The 22,744-nt window shown below is 65.2% G+C and carries 36 protein-coding genes; 1 reads left to right on the forward strand and 35 read right to left on the reverse strand.

All coding sequences use genetic code 11. The features are described from left to right. Positions 1-18 precede the first annotated feature (18 nt). Entirely contained in the window at positions 19-1,218 is a 1,200-nt protein-coding gene (locus HDC95_RS05450) for a pyridoxal phosphate-dependent aminotransferase (protein ID WP_259062265.1), read from the forward strand. A 21-nt stretch (positions 1,219-1,239) separates the two neighbouring features. Here the strand turns inward: HDC95_RS05450 and HDC95_RS05455 are convergent, their stop codons facing one another. The 35 genes from HDC95_RS05455 to rpsJ form a co-directional block, all read right to left on the reverse strand. Continuing rightward, positions 1,240-1,635, reverse strand: coding sequence for a VOC family protein (locus HDC95_RS05455; RefSeq protein WP_259062266.1), 396 nt, complete (start codon positions 1,633-1,635; stop codon positions 1,240-1,242). 24 nt (positions 1,636-1,659) lie between these two features. Continuing rightward, on the reverse strand, positions 1,660-2,805 hold the full coding sequence (locus HDC95_RS05460) for a UDP-N-acetylmuramate dehydrogenase (RefSeq protein ID WP_259062267.1): 1,146 nt from the start codon (positions 2,803-2,805) through the stop codon (positions 1,660-1,662). Between the two features lie 15 nt (positions 2,806-2,820). Continuing rightward, entirely contained in the window at positions 2,821-3,228 is a 408-nt protein-coding gene (locus tag HDC95_RS05465; RefSeq protein WP_259062268.1) for a MaoC/PaaZ C-terminal domain-containing protein, read from the reverse strand. Then, positions 3,225-3,692, reverse strand: a complete 468-nt coding sequence (locus HDC95_RS05470) for a MaoC family dehydratase N-terminal domain-containing protein (RefSeq protein ID WP_259062269.1) — start codon at positions 3,690-3,692, stop codon at positions 3,225-3,227. The genes HDC95_RS05465 and HDC95_RS05470 overlap by 4 nt, the downstream gene beginning before the upstream one ends. Positions 3,693-3,752: 60 nt before the next feature. Further along, positions 3,753-4,565, reverse strand: a complete 813-nt coding sequence (locus HDC95_RS05475) for a sulfite exporter TauE/SafE family protein (protein WP_396652672.1) — start codon at positions 4,563-4,565, stop codon at positions 3,753-3,755. A gap of 146 nt (positions 4,566-4,711) precedes the next feature. Next, complete coding sequence (gene rplQ, locus HDC95_RS05480; protein WP_259062270.1) at positions 4,712-5,425, reverse strand: 50S ribosomal protein L17; 714 nt, start codon at positions 5,423-5,425, stop codon at positions 4,712-4,714. 34 nt (positions 5,426-5,459) lie between these two features. Continuing rightward, positions 5,460-6,449: a DNA-directed RNA polymerase subunit alpha gene (locus tag HDC95_RS05485; protein ID WP_033106076.1), complete on the reverse strand. Its 990-nt coding sequence runs from the start codon at positions 6,447-6,449 to the stop codon at positions 5,460-5,462. A 145-nt stretch (positions 6,450-6,594) separates the two neighbouring features. Continuing rightward, positions 6,595-6,993 carry a 30S ribosomal protein S11 gene (gene rpsK / locus HDC95_RS05490; RefSeq protein ID WP_033106075.1) on the reverse strand — a complete coding sequence of 133 codons (399 nt, stop codon included), beginning with the start codon at positions 6,991-6,993 and terminating at the stop codon, positions 6,595-6,597. Positions 6,994-7,023: 30 nt separating this feature from the next. Further along, positions 7,024-7,398 (reverse strand): 30S ribosomal protein S13, encoded by a 375-nt coding sequence (rpsM, locus tag HDC95_RS05495; RefSeq protein WP_259062272.1) that lies wholly within the window; start codon positions 7,396-7,398, stop codon positions 7,024-7,026. A gap of 131 nt (positions 7,399-7,529) precedes the next feature. Beyond that, positions 7,530-7,646, reverse strand: coding sequence for a 50S ribosomal protein L36 (rpmJ, locus tag HDC95_RS05500; protein WP_033106073.1), 117 nt, complete (start codon positions 7,644-7,646; stop codon positions 7,530-7,532). Positions 7,647-7,705: 59 nt separating this feature from the next. Next, on the reverse strand, positions 7,706-7,927 hold the full coding sequence (infA, locus tag HDC95_RS05505) for a translation initiation factor IF-1 (RefSeq protein ID WP_017201569.1): 222 nt from the start codon (positions 7,925-7,927) through the stop codon (positions 7,706-7,708). 171 nt (positions 7,928-8,098) lie between these two features. After that, positions 8,099-8,758 (reverse strand): DsbA family protein, encoded by a 660-nt coding sequence (locus HDC95_RS05510; protein ID WP_259062274.1) that lies wholly within the window; start codon positions 8,756-8,758, stop codon positions 8,099-8,101. A 905-nt stretch (positions 8,759-9,663) separates the two neighbouring features. Beyond that, on the reverse strand, positions 9,664-10,512 hold the full coding sequence (gene map, locus HDC95_RS05515; RefSeq protein WP_259062275.1) for a type I methionyl aminopeptidase: 849 nt from the start codon (positions 10,510-10,512) through the stop codon (positions 9,664-9,666). Between the two features lie 14 nt (positions 10,513-10,526). Further along, on the reverse strand, positions 10,527-11,123 hold the full coding sequence (locus HDC95_RS05520; RefSeq protein ID WP_259062276.1) for an adenylate kinase: 597 nt from the start codon (positions 11,121-11,123) through the stop codon (positions 10,527-10,529). Then, positions 11,120-12,442, reverse strand: coding sequence for a preprotein translocase subunit SecY (gene secY, locus HDC95_RS05525; protein WP_259062278.1), 1,323 nt, complete (start codon positions 12,440-12,442; stop codon positions 11,120-11,122). Before secY ends, HDC95_RS05520 begins: the two co-directional genes overlap by 4 nt. A gap of 103 nt (positions 12,443-12,545) precedes the next feature. Further along, a complete protein-coding gene (rplO, locus tag HDC95_RS05530) occupies positions 12,546-13,187 on the reverse strand; it encodes a 50S ribosomal protein L15 (RefSeq protein ID WP_259062280.1) in 642 nt (213 codons plus the stop codon). Then, the gene (gene rpmD / locus HDC95_RS05535; protein WP_259062281.1) at positions 13,187-13,372 is read right to left on the reverse strand and encodes a 50S ribosomal protein L30; all 186 of its coding nucleotides are present in this window, start codon (positions 13,370-13,372) and stop codon (positions 13,187-13,189) included. Before rpmD ends, rplO begins: the two co-directional genes overlap by 1 nt. Beyond that, on the reverse strand, positions 13,372-14,064 hold the full coding sequence (rpsE, locus tag HDC95_RS05540) for a 30S ribosomal protein S5 (RefSeq protein WP_305687107.1): 693 nt from the start codon (positions 14,062-14,064) through the stop codon (positions 13,372-13,374). Before rpsE ends, rpmD begins: the two co-directional genes overlap by 1 nt. A gap of 20 nt (positions 14,065-14,084) precedes the next feature. Beyond that, entirely contained in the window at positions 14,085-14,444 is a 360-nt protein-coding gene (rplR, locus tag HDC95_RS05545; RefSeq protein WP_033106066.1) for a 50S ribosomal protein L18, read from the reverse strand. Positions 14,445-14,446: 2 nt separating this feature from the next. After that, the gene (rplF, locus tag HDC95_RS05550) at positions 14,447-14,983 is read right to left on the reverse strand and encodes a 50S ribosomal protein L6 (RefSeq protein WP_259062282.1); all 537 of its coding nucleotides are present in this window, start codon (positions 14,981-14,983) and stop codon (positions 14,447-14,449) included. Positions 14,984-14,989: 6 nt separating this feature from the next. Next, positions 14,990-15,388 carry a 30S ribosomal protein S8 gene (gene rpsH, locus HDC95_RS05555; RefSeq protein ID WP_259062283.1) on the reverse strand — a complete coding sequence of 133 codons (399 nt, stop codon included), beginning with the start codon at positions 15,386-15,388 and terminating at the stop codon, positions 14,990-14,992. A gap of 124 nt (positions 15,389-15,512) precedes the next feature. Continuing rightward, a complete protein-coding gene (gene rplE / locus HDC95_RS05560) occupies positions 15,513-16,103 on the reverse strand; it encodes a 50S ribosomal protein L5 (protein ID WP_259062284.1) in 591 nt (196 codons plus the stop codon). Next, positions 16,103-16,462: a 50S ribosomal protein L24 gene (gene rplX, locus HDC95_RS05565; RefSeq protein WP_259062285.1), complete on the reverse strand. Its 360-nt coding sequence runs from the start codon at positions 16,460-16,462 to the stop codon at positions 16,103-16,105. The genes rplE and rplX overlap by 1 nt, the downstream gene beginning before the upstream one ends. 2 nt (positions 16,463-16,464) lie before the next feature. Further along, positions 16,465-16,833, reverse strand: coding sequence for a 50S ribosomal protein L14 (gene rplN / locus HDC95_RS05570; protein ID WP_033106061.1), 369 nt, complete (start codon positions 16,831-16,833; stop codon positions 16,465-16,467). A 26-nt stretch (positions 16,834-16,859) separates the two neighbouring features. Continuing rightward, positions 16,860-17,168 carry a 30S ribosomal protein S17 gene (gene rpsQ / locus HDC95_RS05575; protein WP_036324786.1) on the reverse strand — a complete coding sequence of 103 codons (309 nt, stop codon included), beginning with the start codon at positions 17,166-17,168 and terminating at the stop codon, positions 16,860-16,862. Beyond that, a complete protein-coding gene (rpmC, locus tag HDC95_RS05580) occupies positions 17,168-17,485 on the reverse strand; it encodes a 50S ribosomal protein L29 (RefSeq protein WP_033106060.1) in 318 nt (105 codons plus the stop codon). The genes rpsQ and rpmC overlap by 1 nt, the downstream gene beginning before the upstream one ends. Then, entirely contained in the window at positions 17,485-17,904 is a 420-nt protein-coding gene (gene rplP, locus HDC95_RS05585) for a 50S ribosomal protein L16 (protein ID WP_033106059.1), read from the reverse strand. The genes rpmC and rplP overlap by 1 nt, the downstream gene beginning before the upstream one ends. Beyond that, complete coding sequence (rpsC, locus tag HDC95_RS05590) at positions 17,904-18,653, reverse strand: 30S ribosomal protein S3 (RefSeq protein WP_259062288.1); 750 nt, start codon at positions 18,651-18,653, stop codon at positions 17,904-17,906. The genes rplP and rpsC overlap by 1 nt, the downstream gene beginning before the upstream one ends. Continuing rightward, positions 18,653-19,051, reverse strand: a complete 399-nt coding sequence (gene rplV, locus HDC95_RS05595; RefSeq protein WP_259062290.1) for a 50S ribosomal protein L22 — start codon at positions 19,049-19,051, stop codon at positions 18,653-18,655. Before rplV ends, rpsC begins: the two co-directional genes overlap by 1 nt. Before the next feature lie 25 nt (positions 19,052-19,076). Next, a complete protein-coding gene (gene rpsS, locus HDC95_RS05600) occupies positions 19,077-19,358 on the reverse strand; it encodes a 30S ribosomal protein S19 (RefSeq protein WP_234001509.1) in 282 nt (93 codons plus the stop codon). A gap of 11 nt (positions 19,359-19,369) precedes the next feature. Next, a complete protein-coding gene (gene rplB / locus HDC95_RS05605; protein WP_259062291.1) occupies positions 19,370-20,209 on the reverse strand; it encodes a 50S ribosomal protein L2 in 840 nt (279 codons plus the stop codon). A gap of 21 nt (positions 20,210-20,230) precedes the next feature. Beyond that, entirely contained in the window at positions 20,231-20,554 is a 324-nt protein-coding gene (rplW, locus tag HDC95_RS05610) for a 50S ribosomal protein L23 (RefSeq protein WP_259062292.1), read from the reverse strand. After that, positions 20,551-21,213, reverse strand: a complete 663-nt coding sequence (gene rplD / locus HDC95_RS05615) for a 50S ribosomal protein L4 (RefSeq protein WP_259062293.1) — start codon at positions 21,211-21,213, stop codon at positions 20,551-20,553. Before rplD ends, rplW begins: the two co-directional genes overlap by 4 nt. Before the next feature lie 3 nt (positions 21,214-21,216). Beyond that, the gene (gene rplC, locus HDC95_RS05620; RefSeq protein WP_259062294.1) at positions 21,217-21,876 is read right to left on the reverse strand and encodes a 50S ribosomal protein L3; all 660 of its coding nucleotides are present in this window, start codon (positions 21,874-21,876) and stop codon (positions 21,217-21,219) included. 8 nt (positions 21,877-21,884) lie between these two features. Beyond that, positions 21,885-22,193, reverse strand: coding sequence for a 30S ribosomal protein S10 (gene rpsJ / locus HDC95_RS05625; RefSeq protein ID WP_030147986.1), 309 nt, complete (start codon positions 22,191-22,193; stop codon positions 21,885-21,887). Positions 22,194-22,744 lie beyond the last annotated feature (551 nt).

A 22,744-nucleotide genomic window follows, 5' to 3' on the forward strand; every position in this document is an offset into this window, starting at 1 on the left:
CCGAGTACGATCTGAGGTGTGACCGAACGCGCTCCCCTCTCCCGCAAACTGTCCGCGATCGCCGAGTCCGCCACACTCAAGGTGGATGCCAAGGCCAAGGCACTGAAAGCAGAGGGCAAGCCGGTCATCTCGTATGCGGCGGGCGAGCCCGATTTCGCCACCCCGCAGTTCGTGGTGGATGCTGCCGCCGAGGCACTCGCCGACCCGGCGAACTACCGATACACCCCTGCGGCTGGCCTGCCGGCACTGCGCGAGGCCATCGCCGCCAAGACGCTGCGCGATTCGGGCCTCGAAGTCTCACCGAGTCAGGTGATCGTCACGAACGGCGGCAAGCAGTCCGTCTATCAGGCGTTCCAGACCGTCGTCAATCCGGGCGATGAGGTCCTGCTGCCCGCCCCCTACTGGACCACATACCCCGAGGCGATCGCTCTCGCCGACGGCATCCCGGTCGAGGTCTTCGCCGGCGCGGACCAGGATTACAAGGTCACCGTCGAACAGCTCGAGGCCGCACGCACGGAGCGCACAACGGCGCTCGTGTTCGTCTCCCCGTCGAACCCCACCGGCGCCGTGTACACCGCAGAGGAGACGAAGGCGATCGGCGAATGGGCCGTCGAGCACGGCATCTGGATCATCTCCGACGAGATCTATCAGAACCTCACCTACGAGGGCGTCAAGGCGACGTCGATCGTGGAGGCGGTTCCGGATGCCGCGGGGCAGACGATCCTCGTCAACGGCGTCGCGAAGACCTATGCGATGACCGGCTGGCGCGTGGGGTGGATGGTCGGCCCCTCCGACGCCATCAAGGTCGCCGGCAACCTGCAGTCGCATCTGAGCAGCAACGTGAACAACGTCGCCCAGCGCGGAGCGATCGCCGCGCTCACCGGGCCGCAGACCGAGTCTGAGCAGTTCCGCGAGGCGTTCGACCGCCGTCGCCGCCTGATCGTGGCCGAACTGTCGAAGATCGACGGCGTGCGGGTGCCGAACCCGCTCGGCGCTTTCTACGTGTATCCGGACGTGCAGGGTCTGCTCGGCCGCACGTGGGGAGGCGTGACCCCGACGACTTCGCTGGAGCTCGCGGATCTGATCCTGGATCAGGCCGAGGTCGCCGTCGTGCCCGGTGAGGCGTTCGGCCCGTCCGGTTACCTGCGCCTCTCGTACGCGCTGGGCGACGAGCAGCTGCTGGAGGGCGTGCAGCGTCTGCAGCGCCTCTTCGCGTAACTCGTCGACCGTGGCGGTCTGCTACTCCTGATATCCGATGAGCCAGCGGATGCCGTGGCGATCGGTCACCTGACCGTCGAAGTCGCCCCACGGCCGCTTCTGGAGCGGGTCGACATTCGTGCCGCTCTCTGACAGCCGGTCGAACCATCGATGCAGCACCGCCGGCTCTGCGGCACCGAGGAGCGAGAACGTCGCGCCGACGATGTGCACGGCATCCTGATCGGGACCGGCGTCAGCGCCGAACAGTTGCACGCTCCCCGAGACCATGCCGTGCGCGATCGCGTCACCGGGGCCGTCGGCGCGGCTGAACTGCTCGTAGGTGAACAGAGCCAGCTCGCCGCCGAACACGTCGTTGTAGAAGGTCAGCGCTTCGCGCGCGTTGCCGGGGAAGAACAGATACGGAACGAGTCCACTCATGCGAGCGAGTGTAGCGCGCGCCTGCTACAACTCGACGTCGATCAGCACAGGCTCGGGTTGCAGCAGCAGACCGAACTCCGCCTGCACCCGCGCCTGGATGAATCGGGCGAGTTCGGCCAACTCGGCAGCGGTCGCCCCTCCCCTGTTCGTCAGCGCCAGGGCATGCTTGGTCGACACGCCCGCGCGTGAGCGCGGCAATCGGAATCCCTTGGAGATGCCGGCATTCTCGATCAGCCAGGCTGCGCTCACCTTGACGTCGCTGCGCACGGTCGGGGTCGGCGCGATGAAACCGTCGTATGCGCCCAGCGGGATCACGGTGACCGCATCCAGGTCGGGCGTGACCGGCCATCTGGGGCACTCAGGTGGCAACTGCAGAGCCACCGGCTCCGGCACGATCGCGTTCTGGAAGAACGAACCGGCGCTCGAGGTGTCCGGATCATCGGGATCCAACAGCATCCCCTTCTCCGCACGGATCCGCAGGATCTGCTCGCGCACCCAGGCGAGGGGCACCTCTTCTTCGGCGGCAGCGCCGATCAGTCCGAGCGCACGTCGCAGCTGCTCGCCGCGCACGACGCGCCCCGCGGAGCCGACGTCTGCGAGGTCCAGCGTGACGGAGAGGATCACGGCGCGCCGCAACGGCACCCCGCCGTAGTGGTGCTTGAGAACGGACGTGCGGAAGCCGAGTCCCAACTCGGATGCCGGCACCGTCGACACCTCGCCGGTCGACTCATCGATCAGCTCGACCTCGACAAGCGTCGATTGAATCTCCTGCCCGTACGCGCCGACGTTCTGCACCGGCGCCGCGCCGACCGTTCCCGGTATGCCGCTCATCGCCTCGATCCCAGCGAGCCCGTGCTCGACCGTGTACGCGACCAGCGCGTCCCAGTCGTGTCCGGCCTGCACTCGCACCCGCGCCCGGCCCTGGTGCGGAGAAGGAAGTCGTTCGATGCCCGAGGCCAGCACACGGATGACGGTGCCGGCGAAGGGCTCGTCGCCGGCGAAGAGGTTCGAGCCACCGCCGAGCACGAACCAATCGTCCCCGCGCGCCCACGTGTCGCGCAGGGCATCGACGAGGTCGGGGGTGCTCGTGGCGTCCAGCATCCGCTCCGGTGCGGCGCCGGTGCGCAATGTCGTCAGCTGCGCGAGCGGTATCGGTGTGATCTCAGCCATGGGTATGCAGCGGGCTCAGAGCGCGACGCGCAGCTGCGCCTTGACGAGGACGGTCGCGTCCGCGTGCTTCACCGTGAGGTCGATGCGCACCGACTGCTCGTCCACCGCTCCGACCTTGGCGAGTACCGAGACGTCTGCACCGGCCTCCGGATCCACCACGACCGGCCGCGTGAAGCGCACGCCGTAGTCGGTGATCTTCGACGAATCCCCGAGAGCGGCGACGACCACGGACGAGGCGAGTCCCATCGTCAGCATGCCGTGCGCGAGCACGCCGGGAAGTCCGACGGCTGCCGCGACGTCGTCCCGGTAGTGGATCGGGTTGAAGTCGCCGGAGGCGCCGGCGTAACGGACCAGCGATTCGCGGGTGAGGTGCACTGTGCGCTCGGCGATGACATCTCCGACGCTGTAGGTCGTGTCGCTCATGCCTCTTCCTCCCCCGCGGCGTCATCGGAAGCGACCAGCAACACGCTCGTCGCCGTGACGACGTGCGCGCCTGCGGCATCCGTGATCTCTGCCTCGCTGGTGATCATCGCGTTTCCGGCCATCATGCGGATGCCGGTGACTTTGAGCCGTGCTGACAACTCGTCGCCGGCGACGATCGGCCGCGTGTATGCGAAGCGCTGCTCTGCGTGGATGGTGCGCGCGAGGACGATCCCGGAGTCGGGTTCGTTCAGCAGCTGCTGCAGAGTCTGGTCCTGGATGACCATCGCGAAAGTGGGCGGAGCCACGACATCGGTGTATCCGAGAGCGCGTGCGGCGTCGACCTCGGTGTGCAGCGGGGCGTCGGCGAAGACGGCGCGTGCGAATTCGCGCACCTTCTCACGACCGACCAGATAGGGCGGGGTCTCTGGGAACTCGCGCCCCAGCAGTTCATTGTTCACAGCCACCCCTCGATCCTACCGGCCGCAGCTCACGCACCTCTGGCTGCGAGGGCGGAGTTCCCGGCGCTATCCGCGGCTCCTGCGCGATCGGATTGCCTTGATCGCCATCTGCACAGCGATGACCACGAGGTATGCCGCGAACAGCATGTTGCCGAGGAACGGGTCGATCAACGTCGCGAGCCATGCGCCCAGGGCGGTCGTGGTACACGCAGCCACGCCGATGAGACCGGCCGCGAGAAGATCCACGTTGCGGTGACGGAGGTTGCCGATCGTGCCGGAGATCGCGGTGGGGATCATCATCAGCAGCGAGGTTCCCTTCGCCTCGAGATCGCTCGTGCCGAAGACCAGCATCAGCACGGGAACCACGATCACTCCGCCGCCCACACCGATCAGGCCCGCGATGATCCCGGTGAGCACCCCGACGAGCGCGAGTCCCGCTCCGTTCAGCCATCCGAGTTCGAACTCGGCAGCGCGTGAGGGGATCACAAGGAACAGGCTGACGATCACCACTACGAGGAAGCCCACGAAGCCCCAGCGCAGCGCGCTCTGCGAGATCCGCGGCAGCAGACGCGTGCCGACCTGGGCACCGATCACGGCGCCGGCGGCGAGGATGATCGCGGGAATCCACGCAACGGCCCCGGATGCCGCGTACGAGATCACGCCGACGCTCGCTGTCGGAACGATCGCGGCGAGTGAGGTGCCGGCGGCGAGTCGCTGGTCGAAGCTCAGAAGCAGCACGAGCAGCGGAACGATGACCGTCCCCCCGCCGACGCCGAAGAGACCGGACAGGAGACCCGCGACGAGACCGATGAGGACGAAGATCAGATACGCGCGGGGGCCGCGGATCCTCGGGGCGAGTTCTTCAGAGGTTCCTGGCACCAAGTAAGCCTATCGCGCACGCCGTCGGCATCCGGCATCCGGCATCCGGCATCCGGCATCCGGCATCGTCGCAGACGCAAGAAGGCCCGCCGTCCCTGTATCGGGATGGCGGGCCTTCTCGGCGGAAGAACTCCGGATGCGGCGTGTTACTTGCCGGCCTCGGCGAACCCGGCAGCCTCAGCGGCTTCGGCGGTGCGGAACCAGACCTCGGCGACTGTCGCGTCGTACCACTGACCGTCGGGACGGTGGAACTTCATCGAGTCCTTGTTGCCCTTGATGTCGAAGCCCTCGGGTGCGGAGCCGTCCTCGTTCGGAGCGGCGGAGTCGGCACCGAAGCCACCGTCGACGAGTGCAGCGGCCGCAGCAGTCTCAGCAGCTTCGCCCTCTTCCTGCGACTCGGCACCGGCGTCAGCAGCAGCATCGGCCTTCGGGGCCTCTTCGGCCTTCGGAGCCTTCTCGGCCTTCGGCGCAGCCTTGGCCGTCGCCTTCTTCTTCGGGGTGACGGGCTCGAGGACGAGCTCGATCACGGCCATGGGAGCGTTGTCGCCCTTGCGGTTTCCGACCTTCGTGATGCGGGTGTAGCCGCCCTCACGGTCAGCGACCAGCGGTGCGATCTCGGTGAAGAGGGTGTGAACGACCTGCTTGTCACCGATGATCGACAGCACCCGGCGACGGGCGTGCAGGTCACCGCGCTTGGCGAACGTGATCAGGCGCTCAGCGAGCGGACGAAGGCGCTTGGCCTTGGTCTCGGTCGTCTTGATCGACTTGTGGGTGTAGAGAGCCGCCGCGAGGTTGGCAAGCAGCAGGCGCTCGTGGGCGGGGCCGCCTCCGAGGCGGGGACCCTTGGTGGGCTTAGGCATATTGATCTAACTCCTGGTCAGAATTTCGGGAAGGTCAGAAGGACTCGTCTTCGCCTGCGCCGTAGAAGTGGGCGCCGTCGAAACCGGGCACCGAATCCTTGAGCGACAGACCGAGCGAGATGAGCTTGTCGCGCACCTCGTCGACCGACTTCTGGCCGAAGTTGCGGATGTTCATGAGCTGGGTCTCGGACAGTGCCACGAGCTCGGACACCGTGTTGATGCCCTCGCGCTTGAGGCAGTTGTACGAGCGGACCGACAGGTCGAGGTCTTCGATCGGCATCGACAGCTCGCTGGAGAGCACGGGCTCCACAGGTGCCGGGCCGATCTCGATGCCCTCAGCCTCGACGTTCAGCTCGCGGGCCAGACCGAACAGCTCGGTCAGGGTCTTCGCAGCCGATGCGACGGCGTCGCGCGGGAGCATGCTGTTCTTCGTCTCGACGTCGAGGATCAGCTTGTCGAAGTCGGTGCGCTCACCGGCGCGAGTCGCCTCGACGCGGTAGCTGACCTTGAGAACCGGCGAGTAGATCGAGTCGACGGGGATCTGCCCGGCCTCGGCGTACTCGTTGCGGTTCTGGGTCGCCGACACGTAGCCGCGGCCGCGCTCGATCGTGAGCTCGAGCTCGAACTTCGCGGTGTCGTTGAGCGTTGCGATGACGAGCTCGGGGTTGTGCACCTCGACACCGGCCGGAGCCGAGATGTCAGCAGCGGTCACTTCGCCGGCACCGGTCTTGCGCAGGTAGGCGGTGATCGGCTCGTCGCGCTCCGAGGAGACGACGAGCTGCTTGATGTTGAGGATGATCTCGGTGACATCCTCCTTCACGCCAGGGATGGTGCTGAACTCGTGCAGCACACCGTCGAGGCGGATGCTGGTGACAGCAGCGCCGGGGATCGACGAGAGCAGGCTGCGACGCAGCGCGTTGCCGATGGTGTAGCCGAAGCCGGGCTCGAGCGGCTCGATGATGAATCGGCTGCGGTCCTCGGCGATCTTTTCCTCGGTCAGTGTGGGACGCTGTGCAATGAGCACTCTGTGTTCCTTTCGATCACATGCCCGCTATATGACATGTGGTGGGGTGAGGTCTTGAGTTGTGAAAGTCTGAGCCCCGCGCACGAACTCGTCGCGGGAGGGCGGTGAGTCGCCCGCCCTCAGGCGGGCGACTCGGCAGCCGGGGTCAGACGCGACGGCGCTTCGGCGGACGGCATCCGTTGTGCGCCTGCGGGGTGACGTCCTGGATCGAGCCGACCTCGAGGCCGGCGGCCGTCAGCGAGCGGATCGCGGTCTCGCGGCCGGAGCCCGGACCCTTCACGAAGACGTCGACCTTCTTGACGCCGTGCTCCTGCGCCTGGCGGGCTGCCGACTCGGCAGCCATGCCTGCGGCGTACGGCGTCGACTTGCGCGAACCCTTGAAGCCCACTCCACCGGACGATGCCCAGCTGATGACAGCGCCGGACGGGTCGGTGATCGAAACGATCGTGTTGTTGAACGTCGACTTGATGTGGGCCTGGCCCAGCGCGATGTTCTTCTTTTCCTTGCGGCGCGGCTTGCGCGCGGCGGCCTTGGGTGCAGCCATGAAAGTGTTCTCCTATTCCCTGGCCGCTGCTTAGCGGGCCTTCTTCTTGCCGGCGACGGTGCGCTTCGGGCCCTTGCGGGTACGGGCGTTGGTCTTGGTGCGCTGACCACGGACGGGCAGGCCACGACGGTGGCGGATGCCCTCGTAGGAGCCGATCTCGACCTTGCGGCGGATGTCGGCGGTGACCTCGCGGCGCAGGTCACCCTCCACCTTGTAGCCGCTTTCGATGTGGTCGCGAAGGGTGATCAGCTGCTCATCGCTGAGGTCCTTGACGCGGACCGACTCGTCGATCTCGGTCGCCTTGAGGATCTCGACGGAGCGGGTACGGCCGATGCCGTAGATGTAGGTAAGGGCGATCACCACGCGCTTGTCGCGCGGGATGTCAACGCCGGCAAGACGTGCCATGCGGTTCTCCTGGGATGTGTAGAGGTGTGGAGCAGAATGTGGACCCGGGCCTCTGTCCCGAGGTGTCCCTCACATGCGTGAGTTCTTGATCCTGCCTGTGTATTCAGTTGTGGGTCAGACCTGAAGAGTGATCAGCCCTGGCGCTGCTTGTGGCGCGGGTTGCTCTTGCAGATGACCATGACGCGGCCGTGACGGCGAATCACCTTGCAGTGATCGCACATGGGCTTGACGCTGGGGTTGACCTTCATTGTGTTCCTGTTCGCTGTCTTCGTGCGTGCCTGCTGGCGCGCCGTTACTTCTCGACCGATCAGCGGTAGCGGTAGACGATACGGCCGCGGGTCAGGTCGTAGGGGCTGAGCTCCACGACCACACGGTCCTCAGGGATGATGCGGATGTAGTTCTGCCGCATCTTTCCGGAGATCGTTGCAAGGACCTTGTGCCCGTTGCTGAGCTCAACGCGGAACATCGCGTTGGGCAGAGCCTCGGAGATCACGCCCTCGATCTCGATGACACCGTCTTTCTTAGCCATAGCCTCGCTGACGCTTCTGCAGACCGGTCGATCTGCGTTGGATGGATGATGTGGTGCCGCGCAGGACGGACATGCCGAAGCACAGCGCAAGGCACCAACGGTCTATCTTATCCGTCCGGATGCCATCCGGCAACTTGAGCCCGTGGACGGGGGCCCCGGGTGCCTCCGGGGTCAGCCGAGGATCGTCGCGAAGCGCGAGGCGATCTCCGAGTTCTCGATCCGCTCGCCGTCGACCTCGACGGTCGGGGTGCCCTGGATATCGTGCTCGTTCGTCTGGGAGGCGACGAAGCGCATGTAGGTGCCGTCGGCGATGCAGTCGGCTGCGGATCCAGCTCCGACCTGGTCTGCGAGCGCCGCGAGCTCGTCGTCCGTGAGGCCTGCGGTGTTCTCCGCCGGCTGGTTCTCGAACAGCAGGTTGAAGTAGTCCAGTGCCGAGTCGGGGGCCTCTGCGGCTACGCAGTAGACCGAGGCTGCGGCCCGAGAGGAGTACTCGGTGTTCTGGGAGTAGCGATCGAGGATCGAGATCGGGTGCAGGTTCAGCGTGATCTCGTCGTTCGCGGCAGCGGTCTGCAGCTGCTCGCCGTAGGCGTCTTCGAAGTCACCGCAGATGGGGCACATGAAATCTACGAACGTGTCGACTTGCGTCTCACCCTCGCCGAACGTGATGGCACCGGTCTCCTCGTTGACGATCGCGCTCTGCGGCGCCGTTCCAGGGTCGGAAGCCTGGTTGTTGAGGAAGACCACGAGGCCCCCGAGCGCGACGAGAACGACGACGACCGCGATCGAGATGCCGACCGCGAACCAATTGGTGTTGCTCTTTGCTGCTGCCATTGCTGTTCGTTCTCCTGGTGCTGGACGCCACGGGCGCGGAAAAATGCTGTGGGGGACGCGTCTATCGTCCCTGCAAAGTCTATGCACCCGTTGTGAACGCCATTCCACGCCGCCGTCGCCGCTGAGACCGACTTTGTCGCACGACACCGAGCTGGCACGTGCCCGTCGCGTGCGACTGACTCGGTCTCGCGGCATATCGGGACGGGTCAGCGCCAGGGCTTCGCGCGCGGACGGCTCTTGAGCGTTGCGAGCAGACCGGGTTGGGGAGGACCCACGCGCGGAACGCGAGCGCCGTCGAGCGCTTCGCACAATGGAGTCACCTTCCACGCGTCACTCAGCTCCCATCGGGCGAATGGATGTCGGTGGCGGCGCAGCCTGTCCTCTCGACGCTTCTCGTTTCGGAGCCGCTTCGACGCCTCCTCCGGGTCCTCAAGCGCGTACTCACCCCACCCGTCGGCCTCGCCGATGGCACCGCAGGATGGGAAATGGAAGTCGGTGCGATCAGATGTTCCTCGTAGTGGAATTCACGTTGCAGCACCCCCGCCGACTCGAGGCAGAGTATCGCCTCCGGATGCGTCCGTAAGAAAGCATGCACGCGCAGGGCGTACCGCTGCCGGTCCGGCAATGCGGCGTACTGCTTCTTGTCCACGTACACGCCTTTGCGTACGCGCAGCGTACAGCCGGATTCCCAGGATGCGCGCCTCGTCGCGCGTATATCGGCAACGGGGAAACCGGCTGCGCACGGTCGGGCAGGGCGAAAGGAGAACTCCCCCACCCACGCGTTGGTGCAGTCCGGCCGATCGCCGCGAAACCGAGCCTCTGGTACAAAACTGCTCCAGGTTGGCTCAGTCTCGTGCTGCAAGCTCGGTCTCGGCGAAATCGGGCGGGCGGGCGCGCGGCGCAGGCTACGCCGGGGGCGTGGGAACGATGCCGAAGGGCGCGAGGCCGGCAGCGCCGCCGTCGGGGACCGTCAGCACCCAGATGCCGTCTTCGTGGCGTGCCACACTGTGCTCCCAGTGGGAGCCGTCGGTGCCATCGACGGTCGAGACCGTCCAGTCGTCGTCCTCGATGAACGTCGCCTCACCACCAGCGGTGACCATGGGCTCGATCGCGAGCACCAGGCCGGGCTTGACCTCGGGGCCCGGGTCCGGCGTGCGGTAGTTGAACACGCTCGGCGCCTCGTGCATCTTGCGTCCGATGCCATGGCCGACGTACTCGCGGAGGATGCCGTAGGTCTCCCCCGACACCTCCGAGACGCCCTGAGCTTCGATGTACTCCTGGATGGCCGCGCCGATATCGCCGATGTAGTCGGCGGATGCCATCGCTGCGATCCCTGCCCACATCGACCCTTCGGTCACGCGCGAGAGCTCTTCGCGCATGGCGACAAGGGAGGGTCGGGCCTCGTCCGGCACGACCACTGTGATGGCGCTGTCGCCGTTCCACCCCTTGAACTGCGCTCCGCAGTCGACCGAGACGATGTCGCCGGGTTGCAGCACGTGGTCTCCGGGGATCCCGTGCACGACCTCCTGATTCACCGACACGCAGATGGTGTGGTGATATCCGCGGACGAGCTGGAAGTTCGACTCTGCACCACGGGCGCGGATCGTGCGATTGGCGATCGTGTCGAGCTCGAGAGTCGTGACACCGGCGCGGATCAACGGCCGCACGGCATCGAGTGCCGCCGCCGTGATGAGGCCGGGCTCGATCATCGACTGCAGCTGGGCAGGCGTCTTGTAGATGGAGCGGCGGAACATGTCGTAAGCGACGATCAGGCTGCGACGAAGAGGCCGCGCGCGGCCAGCGCAGCGAAGATGCGCTCGGTGATCTCGTCGAGCGAACCGACACCGTCGATCCGGTCGACGATGCCACGCTCGCCGTACACGTCGAGGATCGGGGCTGTCTCTTTCTCGTAGATGTCCAGGCGATGCGCGATGCCCTCTGCCGTGTCATCCGCCCGCCCCTGCTCGGAGGAGCGGAGACGGAGTCGCTCGATGCTCTCCTCGCGAGGGACATCGAGCAGGACGACGGCGTCGAGAGCCTCGCCGCGTCCGCCGAGGAACTCATCGAGGTGGCCGACCTGAACGGCGTTGCGCGGGTATCCGTCGAGGAGGAAGCCATCTGCGGCATCTTCCTGCGAGAGGCGATCACGCACGATCTCACTCGTCAGCTCATCCGGCACGAGGTCACCGCGAGCGGTGATCTCGCTGACCTGCGCGCCGAGGGCTGTGCCGCCCTTGATGTTCGCGCGGAAGATGTCGCCGGTCGAGACCACGGGGATGCCGAACGCCTCGGCGACGCGCACGCCCTGCGTGCCTTTGCCGGAGCCCTGCGGGCCGACGATGAGTAGTCGAGCGGATGCTGTCAACGGAGAAGCCCTTCGTAATGGCGCTGCTGGAGTTGTGCGTCGATCTGCTTGACGGTCTCCAGCCCCACGCCCACGATGATGAGGATCGAGGCGCCGCCGAACGGGAAGTTCTGGTTGGCGCCCACAGTGGCCAGAGCGATCAGCGGGATGAGCGCGATCAGGCCGAGGTAGATCGACCCGGGGAACGTGATGCGGGTGAGCACGAAGTCCAGGTACTCGGCGGTGGGACGACCGGCGCGGATGCCCGGGATGAACCCGCCGTACTTCTTCATGTTGTCGGCGACCTCGACCGGGTTGAACGTGATCGCGACGTAGAAGTAGGTGAAGCCGATGATCAGCAGGAAGTACACCGCCATGTAGAGCGGCTGGTCACCCGTGGTGAAGTTCTGCGAGACCCAGACGACCCAGGCCGCAGGCTCTGAGCCGTCCTGCGGGGTGTTGAACTGCGCGATGAGCATCGGGATGTACAGCAGCGAAGAAGCGAAGATGATCGGGATCACGCCCGCCATGTTCACCTTGATCGGAATGTAGGTGTTCGTTCCGCCGTAGGTGCGTCGACCGACCATGCGCTTGGCGTACTGCACCGGGATTCGTCGCTGCGATTGTTCGACGAAGACGACGAGTCCGGTGACCACGACGCCGACGGCGAGGACGAGCAGGAACACCTCGAGGCCGTTGGACTCGAAGATGGCCCACATGGCCGACGGGAACGTCGCAGCGATCGAGGTGAAGATCAGCAGTGACATGCCGTTGCCGATGCCGCGCTCTGTGACGAGCTCGGCGAACCACATGATCAGACCGCAACCCGCAGTCATCGAGATGACGATGAGCAGCTGTGCCCACCAGACGTCGTTCGTCAGTAGCTGCTGGCATGCGGCGATGTCGGTGGTACCGAACAGCTGGCCGCTGCGTGCCACGGTGACGAGAGTCGTCGACTGCAGCAGAGCGAGGGCGATCGTGAGGTAACGCGTGTACTGGGTCAGTCGGGCCTGGCCGGCCTGCCCCTCCTTGTGCAGCGCTTCGAAGTGCGGGATGACCACGCGCAGGAGCTGGGTGATGATCGTCGCGGTGATGTACGGCATGACCCCGAGCGCGAAGATCGACAGCTGCAGCAGAGCACCGCCGGAGAACAGGTTGACGAGGCTCAGCAGGCCCTCAGTGCCCGCGTTCAGACGCAGACACTCCTCTACGTTCGGGAAATGCACGAACGGAGCCGGCACATGGGATCCGAGCCGATAGATGGCGATGATCGCCAGTGTGAAACCGATCTTCCGACGCAGGTCGGGCGTGCGGAAGATCCGCGCGATAGCGCTAAACAAGGGCGTTCCTCCTGAAAGGTTGCCGTTCCGCGGAGGAAAGGCTGAAAGACCAGGGTAACGCACGAGAGGGGCCGGAGAATCTCCGACCCCTCTTGCGCAGTGGTTACTTGACGGATCCGCCCGCAGCCACGATCTTCTGCTCGGCAGAACCCGAGACCTTGTCGACCGAGACGGTGAGCTTCACGGCGATGTCGCCGTTCCCGAGAACCTTGACCTTCTCGTTCTTGCGAACCGCGCCCTTGGCGACCAGGTCGCCCACGGTGACATCGCCGCCGGAGGGATACAGTTCCGCGAGCTTCTCCAGGTTCACGACCTGGTACTCGACGCGGAACGGGTTCTTGAACCCACGCAGCTTCGGGGTGCGCATGTGCAGAGGCATCTGCCCACCCTCGAATCCGACGCGAACGGTGTTGCGGGCCTTGGTGCCCTTGGTGCCTCGACCGGCGGTCTTGCCCTTGGAGCCTTCACCGCGACCGACACGAGTCTTCGCGGTGTTGGCGCCGGGGACGGGACGCAGGTGGTGAACCTTGAGCACACCGGGACGGGATGCCGGAGCATCCGCCTTCGGCGCAGCCTTCTTTGCGGCAGGCTTCTTGGCAGAAGCCTCAGCCTTGGGCGCCTTCGCGTCGGCAGCAGCCTTTGCAGGCGCCTTCTTCGCAGCGGGCTTCTTCTCAGCCGCAGCCTTGGGAGCGGCAGCCTTCTTCGGGGCCTTCTCAGCCTCGACGGCGTCGTTCTTCTCAGCCATTAGTCGATCTCCTCAACCTTGACGAGGTGTGCGACGGTCTTGACGTAGCCGCGCGTCTGCGCGTCGTCAGGGCGGACGGTGCTGTCGCCGATCCGCTTCAGACCGAGGCTTCGCAGCGTGTCACGCTGGTACTGCTTCTCGCTCACCTTGGACTTGATCTGGGTCACCTTCAGACGAGCAGCCATCAGGAACCTACTTTCGCTGCGGCCGCAGCGGCGGCCTTTGCCTCGTTGCGGATGATGATGTCCGGAACGACCGCGTCGTAATCGAGGCCACGGCGAGCCGCGACTGCACGAGGCTCTTCGAGGCTCTTGAGAGCTGCGACGGTCGCGTGCACGATGTTGATCGTGTTCGACGAGCCGAGCGACTTCGAGAGGACATCGTGGATGCCGGCGCACTCGAGGACGGCGCGAACCGGTCCACCTGCGATGACACCGGTACCGGCGGCAGCCGGACGCAGCAGCACGACACCGGCAGCGGCTTCGCCCTGCACCGGGTGCGGAACCGTGGTTCCGACGCGCGGCACGCGGAAGAAGTTGCGCTTGGCCTCTTCGACGCCCTTGGAGATGGCCAGGGGCACCTCGCGGGCCTTGCCGTAGCCGACACCGACCAGACCGTTGCCGTCGCCGACGACCACGAGAGCGGTGAAGCTGAACCGGCGTCCACCCTTCACGACCTTCGAGACGCGGTTGATGGTGACGACGCGCTCCAGGAACTGGTTGTCGCCACGATCGCGCGAATTGCGGTCACGGCCACCCTGGTTGCGGTCACGGCCGCCGCGGCGACCTTCGCGCGCGGGCTCTGCCTGAGTCGTGCCGGCAGCCGTCTCGGAGACGACAGCAGCCGTCTCGGGAGCGGCAGCAGCCGTTTCGGTCACTTCGTTCTCCTTGTTGTCACTCACAGTGCCAGCCCCCCTTCACGGGCGCCGTCGGCGATGGCCGCGACGCGGCCTGCGTAACGGTTGCCGCCGCGGTCGAAGACGACCTCGGAGAAGCCGGCGGCCTTCGCGCGCTCAGCGAGGAGCTCGCCGACCTTGCGGGCCTTGGCGGTCTTGTCGCCCTCGAACGAGCGCAGCTCGGTCTCGAGCGTGGATGCAGATGCAACCGTGATGCCCTTGCTGTCATCGACCAGCTGGACGAAGACGTGGCGAGCCGAACGGTTGACGACCAGACGCGGACGCGCCTCGGTGCCGACGACCTTCTTGCGAAGGCGTGCGTGACGACGCGCGCGGGCGTCAGACTTTGACTTGAGAGCCATGGTTACTTACCACTCTTTCCGGCCTTGCGACGCACGATCTCGCCGGCGTAGCGCACGCCCTTGCCCTTGTACGGCTCGGGCTTGCGGATCTTGCGGATGTTGGCAGCTGCCTCACCGACAGCCTGCTTGTCGATACCACTCACGGTGACTTTGTTGTTGCCTTCGACCGTGAAAGTGATTCCGGCGGGCGGGTCGACCAGCACGGGGTGCGAGAAGCCGAGGGCGAACTCGACCGAGCTGCCCTTCTGCTGCACGCGGTAACCGGTGCCGACGACCTCAAGACCCTTGGTGTAGCCCTGGGTCACGCCGATGATGTTGTTGTTGATGAGCGTGCGGGTCAGGCCGTGAAGCGACCGGGACTCGCGCTCGTCGTCGGGACGGGTGACAACCACCTGGTTGTCCTCGACCGCGACCTCGATGGGGCTGGCCACGTTCAGGGTGAGTTCACCCTTGGGGCCCTTCACCGCGACCGCACGACCGTCGACCGAAATGGTGACGTCCGAGGGGATCGAGATGGGAAGTCGTCCAATACGCGACATTTCGAATTACCACACGTAGGCGAGAACTTCTCCGCCCACGCCCTTCTGCTCAGCCTGACGGTCAGTGAGAAGACCGGAGGAAGTGGACAGGATGGCCACGCCGAGGCCGCCGAGGACCGTGGGGAGCTCCGTGGACTTCGCGTAGACGCGGAGGCCAGGCTTCGACACGCGCTTGATGCCCGCGATCGAACGCTCCCGGTTGGGGCCGTACTTCAGCGTGAGAGTGAGGTTCTGGCCGACGCGTGCGTCAGTGACCTCCCAGCCGGAGATGTAGCCCTCCTGCTGAAGGATGTCGGCGATGTGCGTCTTGAGCTTGCTCGACGGCAGGGACACGGAGTCGTGGTGTGCCGAGTTCGCGTTGCGCAGACGGGTCAGCATGTCTGCGACCGGGTCTGTCATTGTCATGGGTGTTTTCCTTTGTTCATGAGGTTTCGGCTGCCGTTACACGACAGACGACCTTCTATGATTCGCAATCTTCAATTGTATGCGCATGCCGGACCCCCGCCCGACAGGGCAGGGGTCCTGAGCATCACGCCTTGGCGTCGTCGGCCGCGAACGGGAATCCGAGGTGACGCAGCAGCGCACGACCCTCGTCATCCGTCTTCGCCGTGGTGACGACAGTGATGTCGAAGCCACGGACGCGGTCGATCTTGTCCTGATCGATCTCGTGGAACACGCTCTGCTCCTGGAGACCGAACGTGTAGTTGCCGTTGCCGTCGAACTGCTTGCCCGACAGTCCGCGGAAGTCGCGGATGCGGGGCAGTGCCAGCGAGACGAGGCGGTCGATGAACTCCCACGCACGGTCACCGCGGAGGGTGACGTGTGCGCCGATGGCCTGACCTTCACGCAGCTTGAACTGCGCGATGGACTTGCGGGCCTTCGTGACGATCGGCTTCTGGCCGGTGATCTTGGTGAGGTCCTCGACCGCACCATCGATCACCTTGCTGTCGCGAGCCGCTTCACCGACGCCGGTGTTGACGACGACCTTGACGAGGCCGGGGATCTGCATCACGTTCTTGTAGCCGAACTCGTCCTGCAGCTTCTGCTGGATCTCAGCCTTGTACTTCTGCTTCAGGCGCGGCTGGATCTTGCCAGCCTGCGCGGCAGTGTCGGTGCTCATCAGAGGTCCTTACCGCTCTTCTTCGCGTAACGCACGCGGACGGTGCGCTTGACGCCGTCCTTGGTCTGCTCCTCGACCCGGTGACCGACGCGAGTCGGCTTCTTGGTCTCGGGATCGACTACCGCGACGTTCGAGATATGGATGGGCGCCTCGATGGTCTCGAGACCGCCCGTCTTGGTGCCACGCTGCGTCTGGCCGACGCGGGTGTGCTTGGTGACGTAGTTCACGCCTTCGACGATGACGCGGTTGCGCTCGGCGAAGATCTCGAGGACCTTGCCCTGCTTACCGCGGTCGCCGCCGCGCTCGGGCTTGGCGCCCGAGATGACCTGAACCAGGTCGCCCTTCTTGATTTTCGCCATGATCAGATAACCTCCGGCGCGAGCGAGACGATCTTCATGAACTTCTTGTCGCGAAGCTCACGACCGACCGGTCCGAAGATACGGGTGCCGCGGGGCTCCCCGTCGGTCTTCAGGATGACGGCGGCGTTCTCGTCGAACTTGATGTAGGAGCCGTCCGGACGACGGACTTCCTTCTTGGTACGGACGATGACCGCCTTGACGACATCACCCTTCTTGACGTTGCCGCCCGGGATCGCGTCCTTGACCGTGGCGACGATGGTGTCACCCAGACCTGCGTAACGGCGGCGTGAGCCACCGAGAACGCGGATCGTGAGCAGCTCCTTCGCGCCGGTGTTGTCGGCGACCTTGAGGCGGGATTCCTGCTGAATCACTATTACTCCTTAAGTAAGCCGGAGGCTTACTTGGCCTTCTCGACGATTTCGACCAGACGCCAGCGCTTGGTGGCGCTGAGCGGACGGGTCTCGCTGATGACTACCAGGTCGCCGATGCCCGCCGAGTTGGTCTCGTCGTGCACCTTGCGCTTCTCGGTACGGCGGATGACCTTGCCGTAGAGAGGGTGCTTCACGCGGTCTTCGACCTCGACGACGATGGTCTTGTCCATCTTGTCGCTGACGACGTATCCACGCTGCGTCTTGCGGTAACCGCGAGCATTCTCGTCGCGCACATCGTGCGAGACGGGAGCTTCCGCTTCCTTCTTGGTGGCCATTACTCAGCCTTCCCTTCGGCGTCAGCCGAGGCATCCTCGGACTTCTTCGCCTTCGACTTGGACGCCTTCTTGGCCGGAGCCTCGACGGGAGCAGGCGTCGCACGGATGCCCAGCTCTCGCTCACGGATCACGGTGTACAGGCGCGCGATGTCGCGCTTGACGGCGCGGATGCGGCCGTGGCTCTCCAGCTGGCCGGTGGCCGACTGGAAACGGAGGTTGAACAGCTCCTCCTTGGCCTTACGCAGCTCCTCGACGAGGCGCTGGTCTTCGAACGTGTCGAGCTCTGCCGGAGCGAGCTCCTTGGTGCCGATCGCCATTACGCGTCGCCCTCCTCGCGCTTGATGATGCGTGCCTTGAGAGGCAGCTTGTGAATGGCTCGGGTCAGGGCTTCGCGAGCGAGTTCCTCGCTGACGCCTGCGACCTCGAAGAGGACGCGACCCGGCTTGACATTGGAGACCCACCACTCAGGCGAACCCTTACCGGAACCCATGCGGGTCTCGGCAGGCTTCTTGGTGAGCGGACGGTCCGGGTAGATGTTGATCCACACCTTTCCGCCGCGCTTGATGTGACGCGTCATCGCGATACGAGCTGCCTCGATCTGACGGTTGGTCACGTAAGCGGGCGTGAGGGCCTGGATGCCGTACTCGCCGAAGGAGACCTTCGTGCCGCCGGTAGCGTGCCCGGTGCGACCCGGGTGGTGCTGCTTGCGGAACTTGACCTTACGGGGGATGAGCATTATGCCGACGCTCCTTCTGCAACAGGTGCCTCGCTGCGCGGGCCACGACGACGGTCGCCGCCACGGTCACGCGAAGGCTTCTGGTTGGCCTGCTCGCGAGCAAGCTCCTTGGCGGTGAGATCACCCTTGTAGATCCAGACCTTCACGCCGATGCGGCCGAAGGTGGTCCGTGCCTCGTAGAAGCCGTAGTCGATGTTCGCGCGCAGCGTGTGCAGCGGCACACGACCCTCGCGGTAGAACTCCGAGCGGCTCATCTCAGCGCCGCCGAGGCGGCCGGAGACCTGGATGCGGATGCCCTTGGCACCAGCGCGCTGCGCGCCCTGGAGACCCTTGCGCATCGCACGACGGAACGCCACACGAGCAGAAAGCTGCTCGGCGATGCCCTGTGCGACGAGCTGAGCGTCAGCCTCGGGGTTCTTGACCTCGAGGATGTTCAGCTGGATCTGCTTACCCGAGAGCTTCTCGAGGTCGCCACGGATGCGCTCGGCCTCAGCACCACGACGACCGATCACGATGCCCGGACGGGCGGTGTGGATGTCGACGCGGACGCGGTCACGAGTGCGCTCGATCTCGATGTTCGAGACACCGGCGCGGTCGAGCTGCTTCTTGAGCAGGTTACGGATCTTGATGTCCTCGGCCACGTAGTCGGCGTAACGCTGACCCGGCTTCGTCGAGTCCGAGAACCAACGCGAGACGTGATCCGTGGTGATTCCGAGGCGGAAGCCGTACGGGTTTACCTTCTGTCCCATTACTTGCTCGCCTTCTTCTTGCTTTCGTCATCGGCTGCGACAGCAGCCTCCGGCGTCGAGAGCACGACCGTGATGTGGCTCGTGCGCTTCTTGATCTGGAAAGCGCGACCCTGTGCGCGGGGGCGGAAACGCTTGAGCGTCGTGCCCTCGTCGACGTACGCGTTGACCACGTACAGGTCCTGCTCGTCGAGGTACTCGCCGTCGCGATCCGCCTTCACCTGCGCGTTGGCCATGGCCGACGCGACAAGCTTGTAGATCGGCTCACTGGCGCTCTGTGCTGCGAACTTCAGGATCGCAAGAGCCTCCTGGGCCTGCTTGCCCTTGATGAGCGCGACGACACGACGAGCCTTCTGAGGGGTCACGCGGATGTGTCGCACGCGTGCGATGGACTCCACCATTTCTCTCTCCTCTATCGTCCCCGCGTCAGCGGCGACGGCCCTTCTTGTCGTCCTTCTCGTGGCCGCGGAAGGTGCGGGTGGGCGCGAACTCGCCCAGCTTGTGGCCGACCATGCTCTCGGTGACGAACACAGGAATGTGCTTGCGTCCGTCGTGGACCGCGATCGTGTGACCCAGCATGGCCGGGATGATCATGGACCGGCGAGACCAGGTCTTGATGACGTTCTTGGAACCGGCTTCGTTCTGCACGACGACCTTGCGAAGCAGGTGCTCGTCGACGAAGGGGCCCTTCTTGAGACTCCGTGGCATCTTCTCTACTCCTACTTACGCTTCTTAGACGCGGTGCGACGACGAACGATGTACTTGTCGCTTTCCTTGTTGGCGTGACGGGTACGACCCTCTGCCTGGCCCCAAGGGGTGACAGGGTGACGTCCACCGGAGGTCTTACCCTCACCACCACCGTGCGGGTGATCGACGGGGTTCATGGCGACACCACGGACGGTCGGGCGGATGCCCTTCCAGCGGTTGCGGCCGGCCTTGCCCCAGTTGATGTTCGACTGCTCGGCGTTGCCGACCTCGCCGATCGTTGCGCGGCAGCGAGCGTCGACGTTGCGGATTTCACCCGACGGCAGACGGAGCTGCGCGTAGATGCCTTCCTTGGCGACGAGTCGCACCGAGGCACCTGCCGAACGTGCGAGCTTCGCCCCGCCACCCGGACGGAGCTCGATCGCGTGGATCACAGTACCGGTCGGGATGTTCTTGAGCGGAAGGTTGTTGCCCGGCTTGATGTCAGCCGATGCACCCGACTCGATGACATCGCCCTGGTTCAGCTTGTTCGGCGCGATGATGTAACGCTTCTCGCCGTCGAAGTAATGCAGCAGTGCGATGCGCGCGGTGCGGTTGGGATCGTACTCGATGTGAGCGACCTTGGCGTTGACGCCGTCCTTGTCATTGCGACGGAAGTCGATGACACGGTACTGGCGCTTGTGTCCACCACCGATGTGACGGGTCGTGATGCGGCCCTGGTTGTTGCGACCACCGGTCTTCGAGAGCGGGCGCAGCAGCGACTTCTCCGGCGTCGATCGTGTGATCTCGGCGAAGTCAGCCACCGACGAGCCGCGGCGACCCGGGGTCGTGGGCTTGTACTTGCGAATAGCCATGATTGTCCTTTATCCCCCGGATCAGCCGATTGCCGTGAAGATGTCGATGGTGCCCGACTTCAGGCTCACGATGGCGCGCTTGGTGTCCTTGCGCTTTCCCGTGCCGAAGCGGGTGCGACGGGCCTTGCCGACGCGGTTGATCGTGTTGACCGCCGCGACCTTGACGCCGAAGATCTTCTCGATGGCGAGCTTGATCTCGGTCTTCGTAGCACGCGGGTCGACGAGGAAGGTGTACTTGCCTTCGTCGATCAGCGAGTAGCTCTTCTCAGAGACGACCGGCTTCAGGATGATGTCGCGGGGGTCCTTGTTGAACGCCGACTGGAGGGCGCCTGCCTGCTCGGTCATGCCGAGACCTCCTCGGTTGCGCCGGTCTTCGAGGCGATGAAGCCCTCGAGCGCGGCCTTGGTGAAGACGATGTCGTCAGAGACGAGCACGTCGTAGGCGTTGAGCTGGTCGTACGTCAGCACGTGGATGTTCGCGAGGTTGCGAATGCTCTTCGTGGTGATGTCGTCGCCTCGTTCGATCACGAGGAGCACGTTCTTCGACGTGACGACGGTCGTGAGGAAGCTCACGGCAGCCTTCGTCGAAGGCGTACCGTCGATACCGAAGGACTCGATGGCGTGCAGACGCTCACCGCGGAAGCGGTCGCTGAGCGAGCCCAGGAGGGCTGCGGCGATCATCTTCTTGGGGGTGCGCTGCGAGTAGTCACGCGGCTTCGGGCCGTGGACGATGCCACCGCCGGTCATGTGCGGCGCGCGGATCGAGCCCTGACGGGCGTTACCCGTGCCCTTCTGCTTGAAGGGCTTGCGGCCGGCACCGGAGACCTCACCACGACGCTTGGTCGAGTGAGTGCCCTGGCGAGCCGCCGCGAGCTGCGCGACGACGACCTGGTGGATGAGCGGAATGTTCGTCTTGACGTCGAAGAGCGCGGCGGGCAGCTCGATCGAGCCAGCCTTCTTGCCGTCGGCCTTGAGGACGTCGAGCGCGAGAGACGAGTCAGCCATGGACTAGGCCCCCTTCACTGCGTTGCGGACGTAGACGATGCGGCCACGAGCACCGGGAACGGCGCCCTTGACGAGCAGCAGTCCCTTGTCGGTGTCGATGCCGTGCACCGTCAGGTTGAGAACGGTCACGCGCTCGCCGCCCATACGGCCGGCCATGCGCATTCCCTTGAAGACGCGGCTCGGGGTCGAGGACGCGCCGATCGAGCCGGGCTTGCGGTGGTTGCGGTGCGAACCGTGCGATGCCGAAACGCCCTTGAAGTTGTGGCGCTTCATGACACCCGCGGTGCCCTTGCCCTTGCTGGTGCCGACGACGTCGACCAGCTGGCCTGCCTCGAAGAGGCCGTCGACCGTGAGCTCCTGACCGAGCGAGTAGTCAGCAGCATCCGCTGTGCGGATCTCGGTGACGTGACGGCGCGGCGTGACGCCGGCTGCCTCGAAGTGGGCCGTGAGGGGCTTGTTGACCTTGCGCGGGTCGATCTGGCCTGCCGCGATCTGCACGGCGTTGTAGCCGTCCTTCTCGGGCGTGCGGATCTGAGTGACCACGTTCGGTGCCAGCTCGATGACGGTGACGGGGACGAGCTTGCCGTCCGCGTTCCACACCTGAGTCATGCCGAGCTTCGTGCCCAGCATTCCCTTGGAAATCTTTGCGTTGATGTCAGCCATGTCGATCCTCAGAGCTTGATCTCGATGTTGACGTCAGCCGGAAGGTCGAGACGCATCAGCGAGTCGACTGCCTTGGGCGTCGGGTCGACGATGTCGATCAGACGCTTGTGGGTGCGCATCTCGAAGTGCTCGCGGCTGTCCTTGTACTTGTGGGGCGACCGGATGACGCACACGACGTTCTTCTCGGTCGGAAGCGGCACCGGGCCGACGACAGTCGCGCCCGCACGGGTCACGGTGTCTACGATCTTGCGCGCCGACGAGTCGATGACCTCGTGGTCATACGACTTCAGGCGAATGCGGATTTTCTGTCCCGCCATTGTCTGTTCACTCTCTATAAGGCGTCTTACCGTCCTGGGCCGGGTGACCCAGGGGCATTGGACGCACGTCGACGCTGTTCGCGCCTCGGCACTTCTCTCACCGGATGCCGCACCGTCTCCGGCCCGGCGCCCGACGAAGGGCACCACTGTTCTTCTGTCATCCCGCGCGGCTTTCGACGCACGGCAGAACCTCCGTGAGGAGGTGGTTGCTGTTCTGCCACCCGCGGCCTAGGTCCCTGCGCGCGATCTCCGAGGAGATGACGCCGCCTATGCACTGCCCTGGTGGTGATCCGATGAGCGCACAAAACGCACCGCCGGAATGTGGAACCTGTCTATTCTGCCAGCCGGATTTCACTTACGCAAACCCGGGCGTGTCGCGCATCGGATCCCCCGCCTGCCGAGCCGTCTTGCGTGGCCCGGCAGCGGGGCGAGGCATCCCCATGCCCCACCCCGCCTGGGGGAGTGTTCAGTGCGAGGGGGCGCACCGAACACGAGGGCTTCGACGCGGAGGGCCGCCGAAATCCTCGTCGAGGGCACGGCGGATCGACCGC

The sequence above is a fragment of the Microbacterium sp. AK031 genome (assembly GCF_024807145.1).
Classification (GTDB): domain Bacteria; phylum Actinomycetota; class Actinomycetes; order Actinomycetales; family Microbacteriaceae; genus Microbacterium.

Bases quoted from the DNA above. Each gene is read 5' to 3' on its own strand.
- HDC95_RS05455 (WP_259062266.1), bottom strand. From the start codon at position 1,635: ATGAGTGGACTCGTTCCGTATCTGTTCTTCCCCGGCAACGCGCGCGAA.
- HDC95_RS05460 (WP_259062267.1), bottom strand. From the start codon at position 2,805: ATGGCTGAGATCACACCGATACCGCTCGCGCAGCTGACGACATTGCGC.
- HDC95_RS05465 (WP_259062268.1), bottom strand. From the start codon at position 3,228: ATGAGCGACACGACCTACAGCGTCGGAGATGTCATCGCCGAGCGCACA.
- rplQ (WP_259062270.1), bottom strand. From the start codon at position 5,425: ATGCCTAAGCCCACCAAGGGTCCCCGCCTCGGAGGCGGCCCCGCCCAC.
- rpsK (WP_033106075.1), bottom strand. From the start codon at position 6,993: ATGGCTGCACCCAAGGCCGCCGCGCGCAAGCCGCGCCGCAAGGAAAAG.
- rpsM (WP_259062272.1), bottom strand. From the start codon at position 7,398: ATGGCACGTCTTGCCGGCGTTGACATCCCGCGCGACAAGCGCGTGGTG.
- rpmJ (WP_033106073.1), bottom strand. From the start codon at position 7,646: ATGAAGGTCAACCCCAGCGTCAAGCCCATGTGCGATCACTGCAAGGTG.
- infA (WP_017201569.1), bottom strand. From the start codon at position 7,927: ATGGCTAAGAAAGACGGTGTCATCGAGATCGAGGGCGTGATCTCCGAG.
- HDC95_RS05510 (WP_259062274.1), bottom strand. From the start codon at position 8,758: ATGGCAGCAGCAAAGAGCAACACCAATTGGTTCGCGGTCGGCATCTCG.
- map (WP_259062275.1), bottom strand. From the start codon at position 10,512: ATGTTCCGCCGCTCCATCTACAAGACGCCTGCCCAGCTGCAGTCGATG.
- rplO (WP_259062280.1), bottom strand. From the start codon at position 13,187: ATGGCTGAGAAGAACGACGCCGTCGAGGCTGAGAAGGCCCCGAAGAAG.
- rpmD (WP_259062281.1), bottom strand. From the start codon at position 13,372: ATGGCTGCTCGTCTGAAGGTGACCCAGATCAAGTCCAAGGTGAGCGAG.
- rplR (WP_033106066.1), bottom strand. From the start codon at position 14,444: ATGGCTCTCAAGTCAAAGTCTGACGCCCGCGCGCGTCGTCACGCACGC.
- rplF (WP_259062282.1), bottom strand. From the start codon at position 14,983: ATGTCGCGTATTGGACGACTTCCCATCTCGATCCCCTCGGACGTCACC.
- rpsH (WP_259062283.1), bottom strand. From the start codon at position 15,388: ATGACAATGACAGACCCGGTCGCAGACATGCTGACCCGTCTGCGCAAC.
- rplE (WP_259062284.1), bottom strand. From the start codon at position 16,103: ATGAGCACCGACACTGCCGCGCAGGCTGGCAAGATCCAGCCGCGCCTG.
- rplX (WP_259062285.1), bottom strand. From the start codon at position 16,462: ATGGCGAAAATCAAGAAGGGCGACCTGGTTCAGGTCATCTCGGGCGCC.
- rpsQ (WP_036324786.1), bottom strand. From the start codon at position 17,168: ATGGCCACCAAGAAGGAAGCGGAAGCTCCCGTCTCGCACGATGTGCGC.
- rpmC (WP_033106060.1), bottom strand. From the start codon at position 17,485: ATGGCGATCGGCACCAAGGAGCTCGCTCCGGCAGAGCTCGACACGTTC.
- rplP (WP_033106059.1), bottom strand. From the start codon at position 17,904: ATGCTCATCCCCCGTAAGGTCAAGTTCCGCAAGCAGCACCACCCGGGT.
- rpsC (WP_259062288.1), bottom strand. From the start codon at position 18,653: ATGGGACAGAAGGTAAACCCGTACGGCTTCCGCCTCGGAATCACCACG.
- rplV (WP_259062290.1), bottom strand. From the start codon at position 19,051: ATGGTGGAGTCCATCGCACGCGTGCGACACATCCGCGTGACCCCTCAG.
- rpsS (WP_234001509.1), bottom strand. From the start codon at position 19,358: ATGCCACGGAGTCTCAAGAAGGGCCCCTTCGTCGACGAGCACCTGCTT.
- rplB (WP_259062291.1), bottom strand. From the start codon at position 20,209: ATGGCTATTCGCAAGTACAAGCCCACGACCCCGGGTCGCCGCGGCTCG.
- rplW (WP_259062292.1), bottom strand. From the start codon at position 20,554: ATGACCGAGCAGGCAGGCGCCCTCCAGTCGGCGTTCAACAAGGACCCC.
- rplD (WP_259062293.1), bottom strand. From the start codon at position 21,213: ATGGCTGACTCGTCTCTCGCGCTCGACGTCCTCAAGGCCGACGGCAAG.
- rplC (WP_259062294.1), bottom strand. From the start codon at position 21,876: ATGGCTGACATCAACGCAAAGATTTCCAAGGGAATGCTGGGCACGAAG.
- rpsJ (WP_030147986.1), bottom strand. From the start codon at position 22,193: ATGGCGGGACAGAAAATCCGCATTCGCCTGAAGTCGTATGACCACGAG.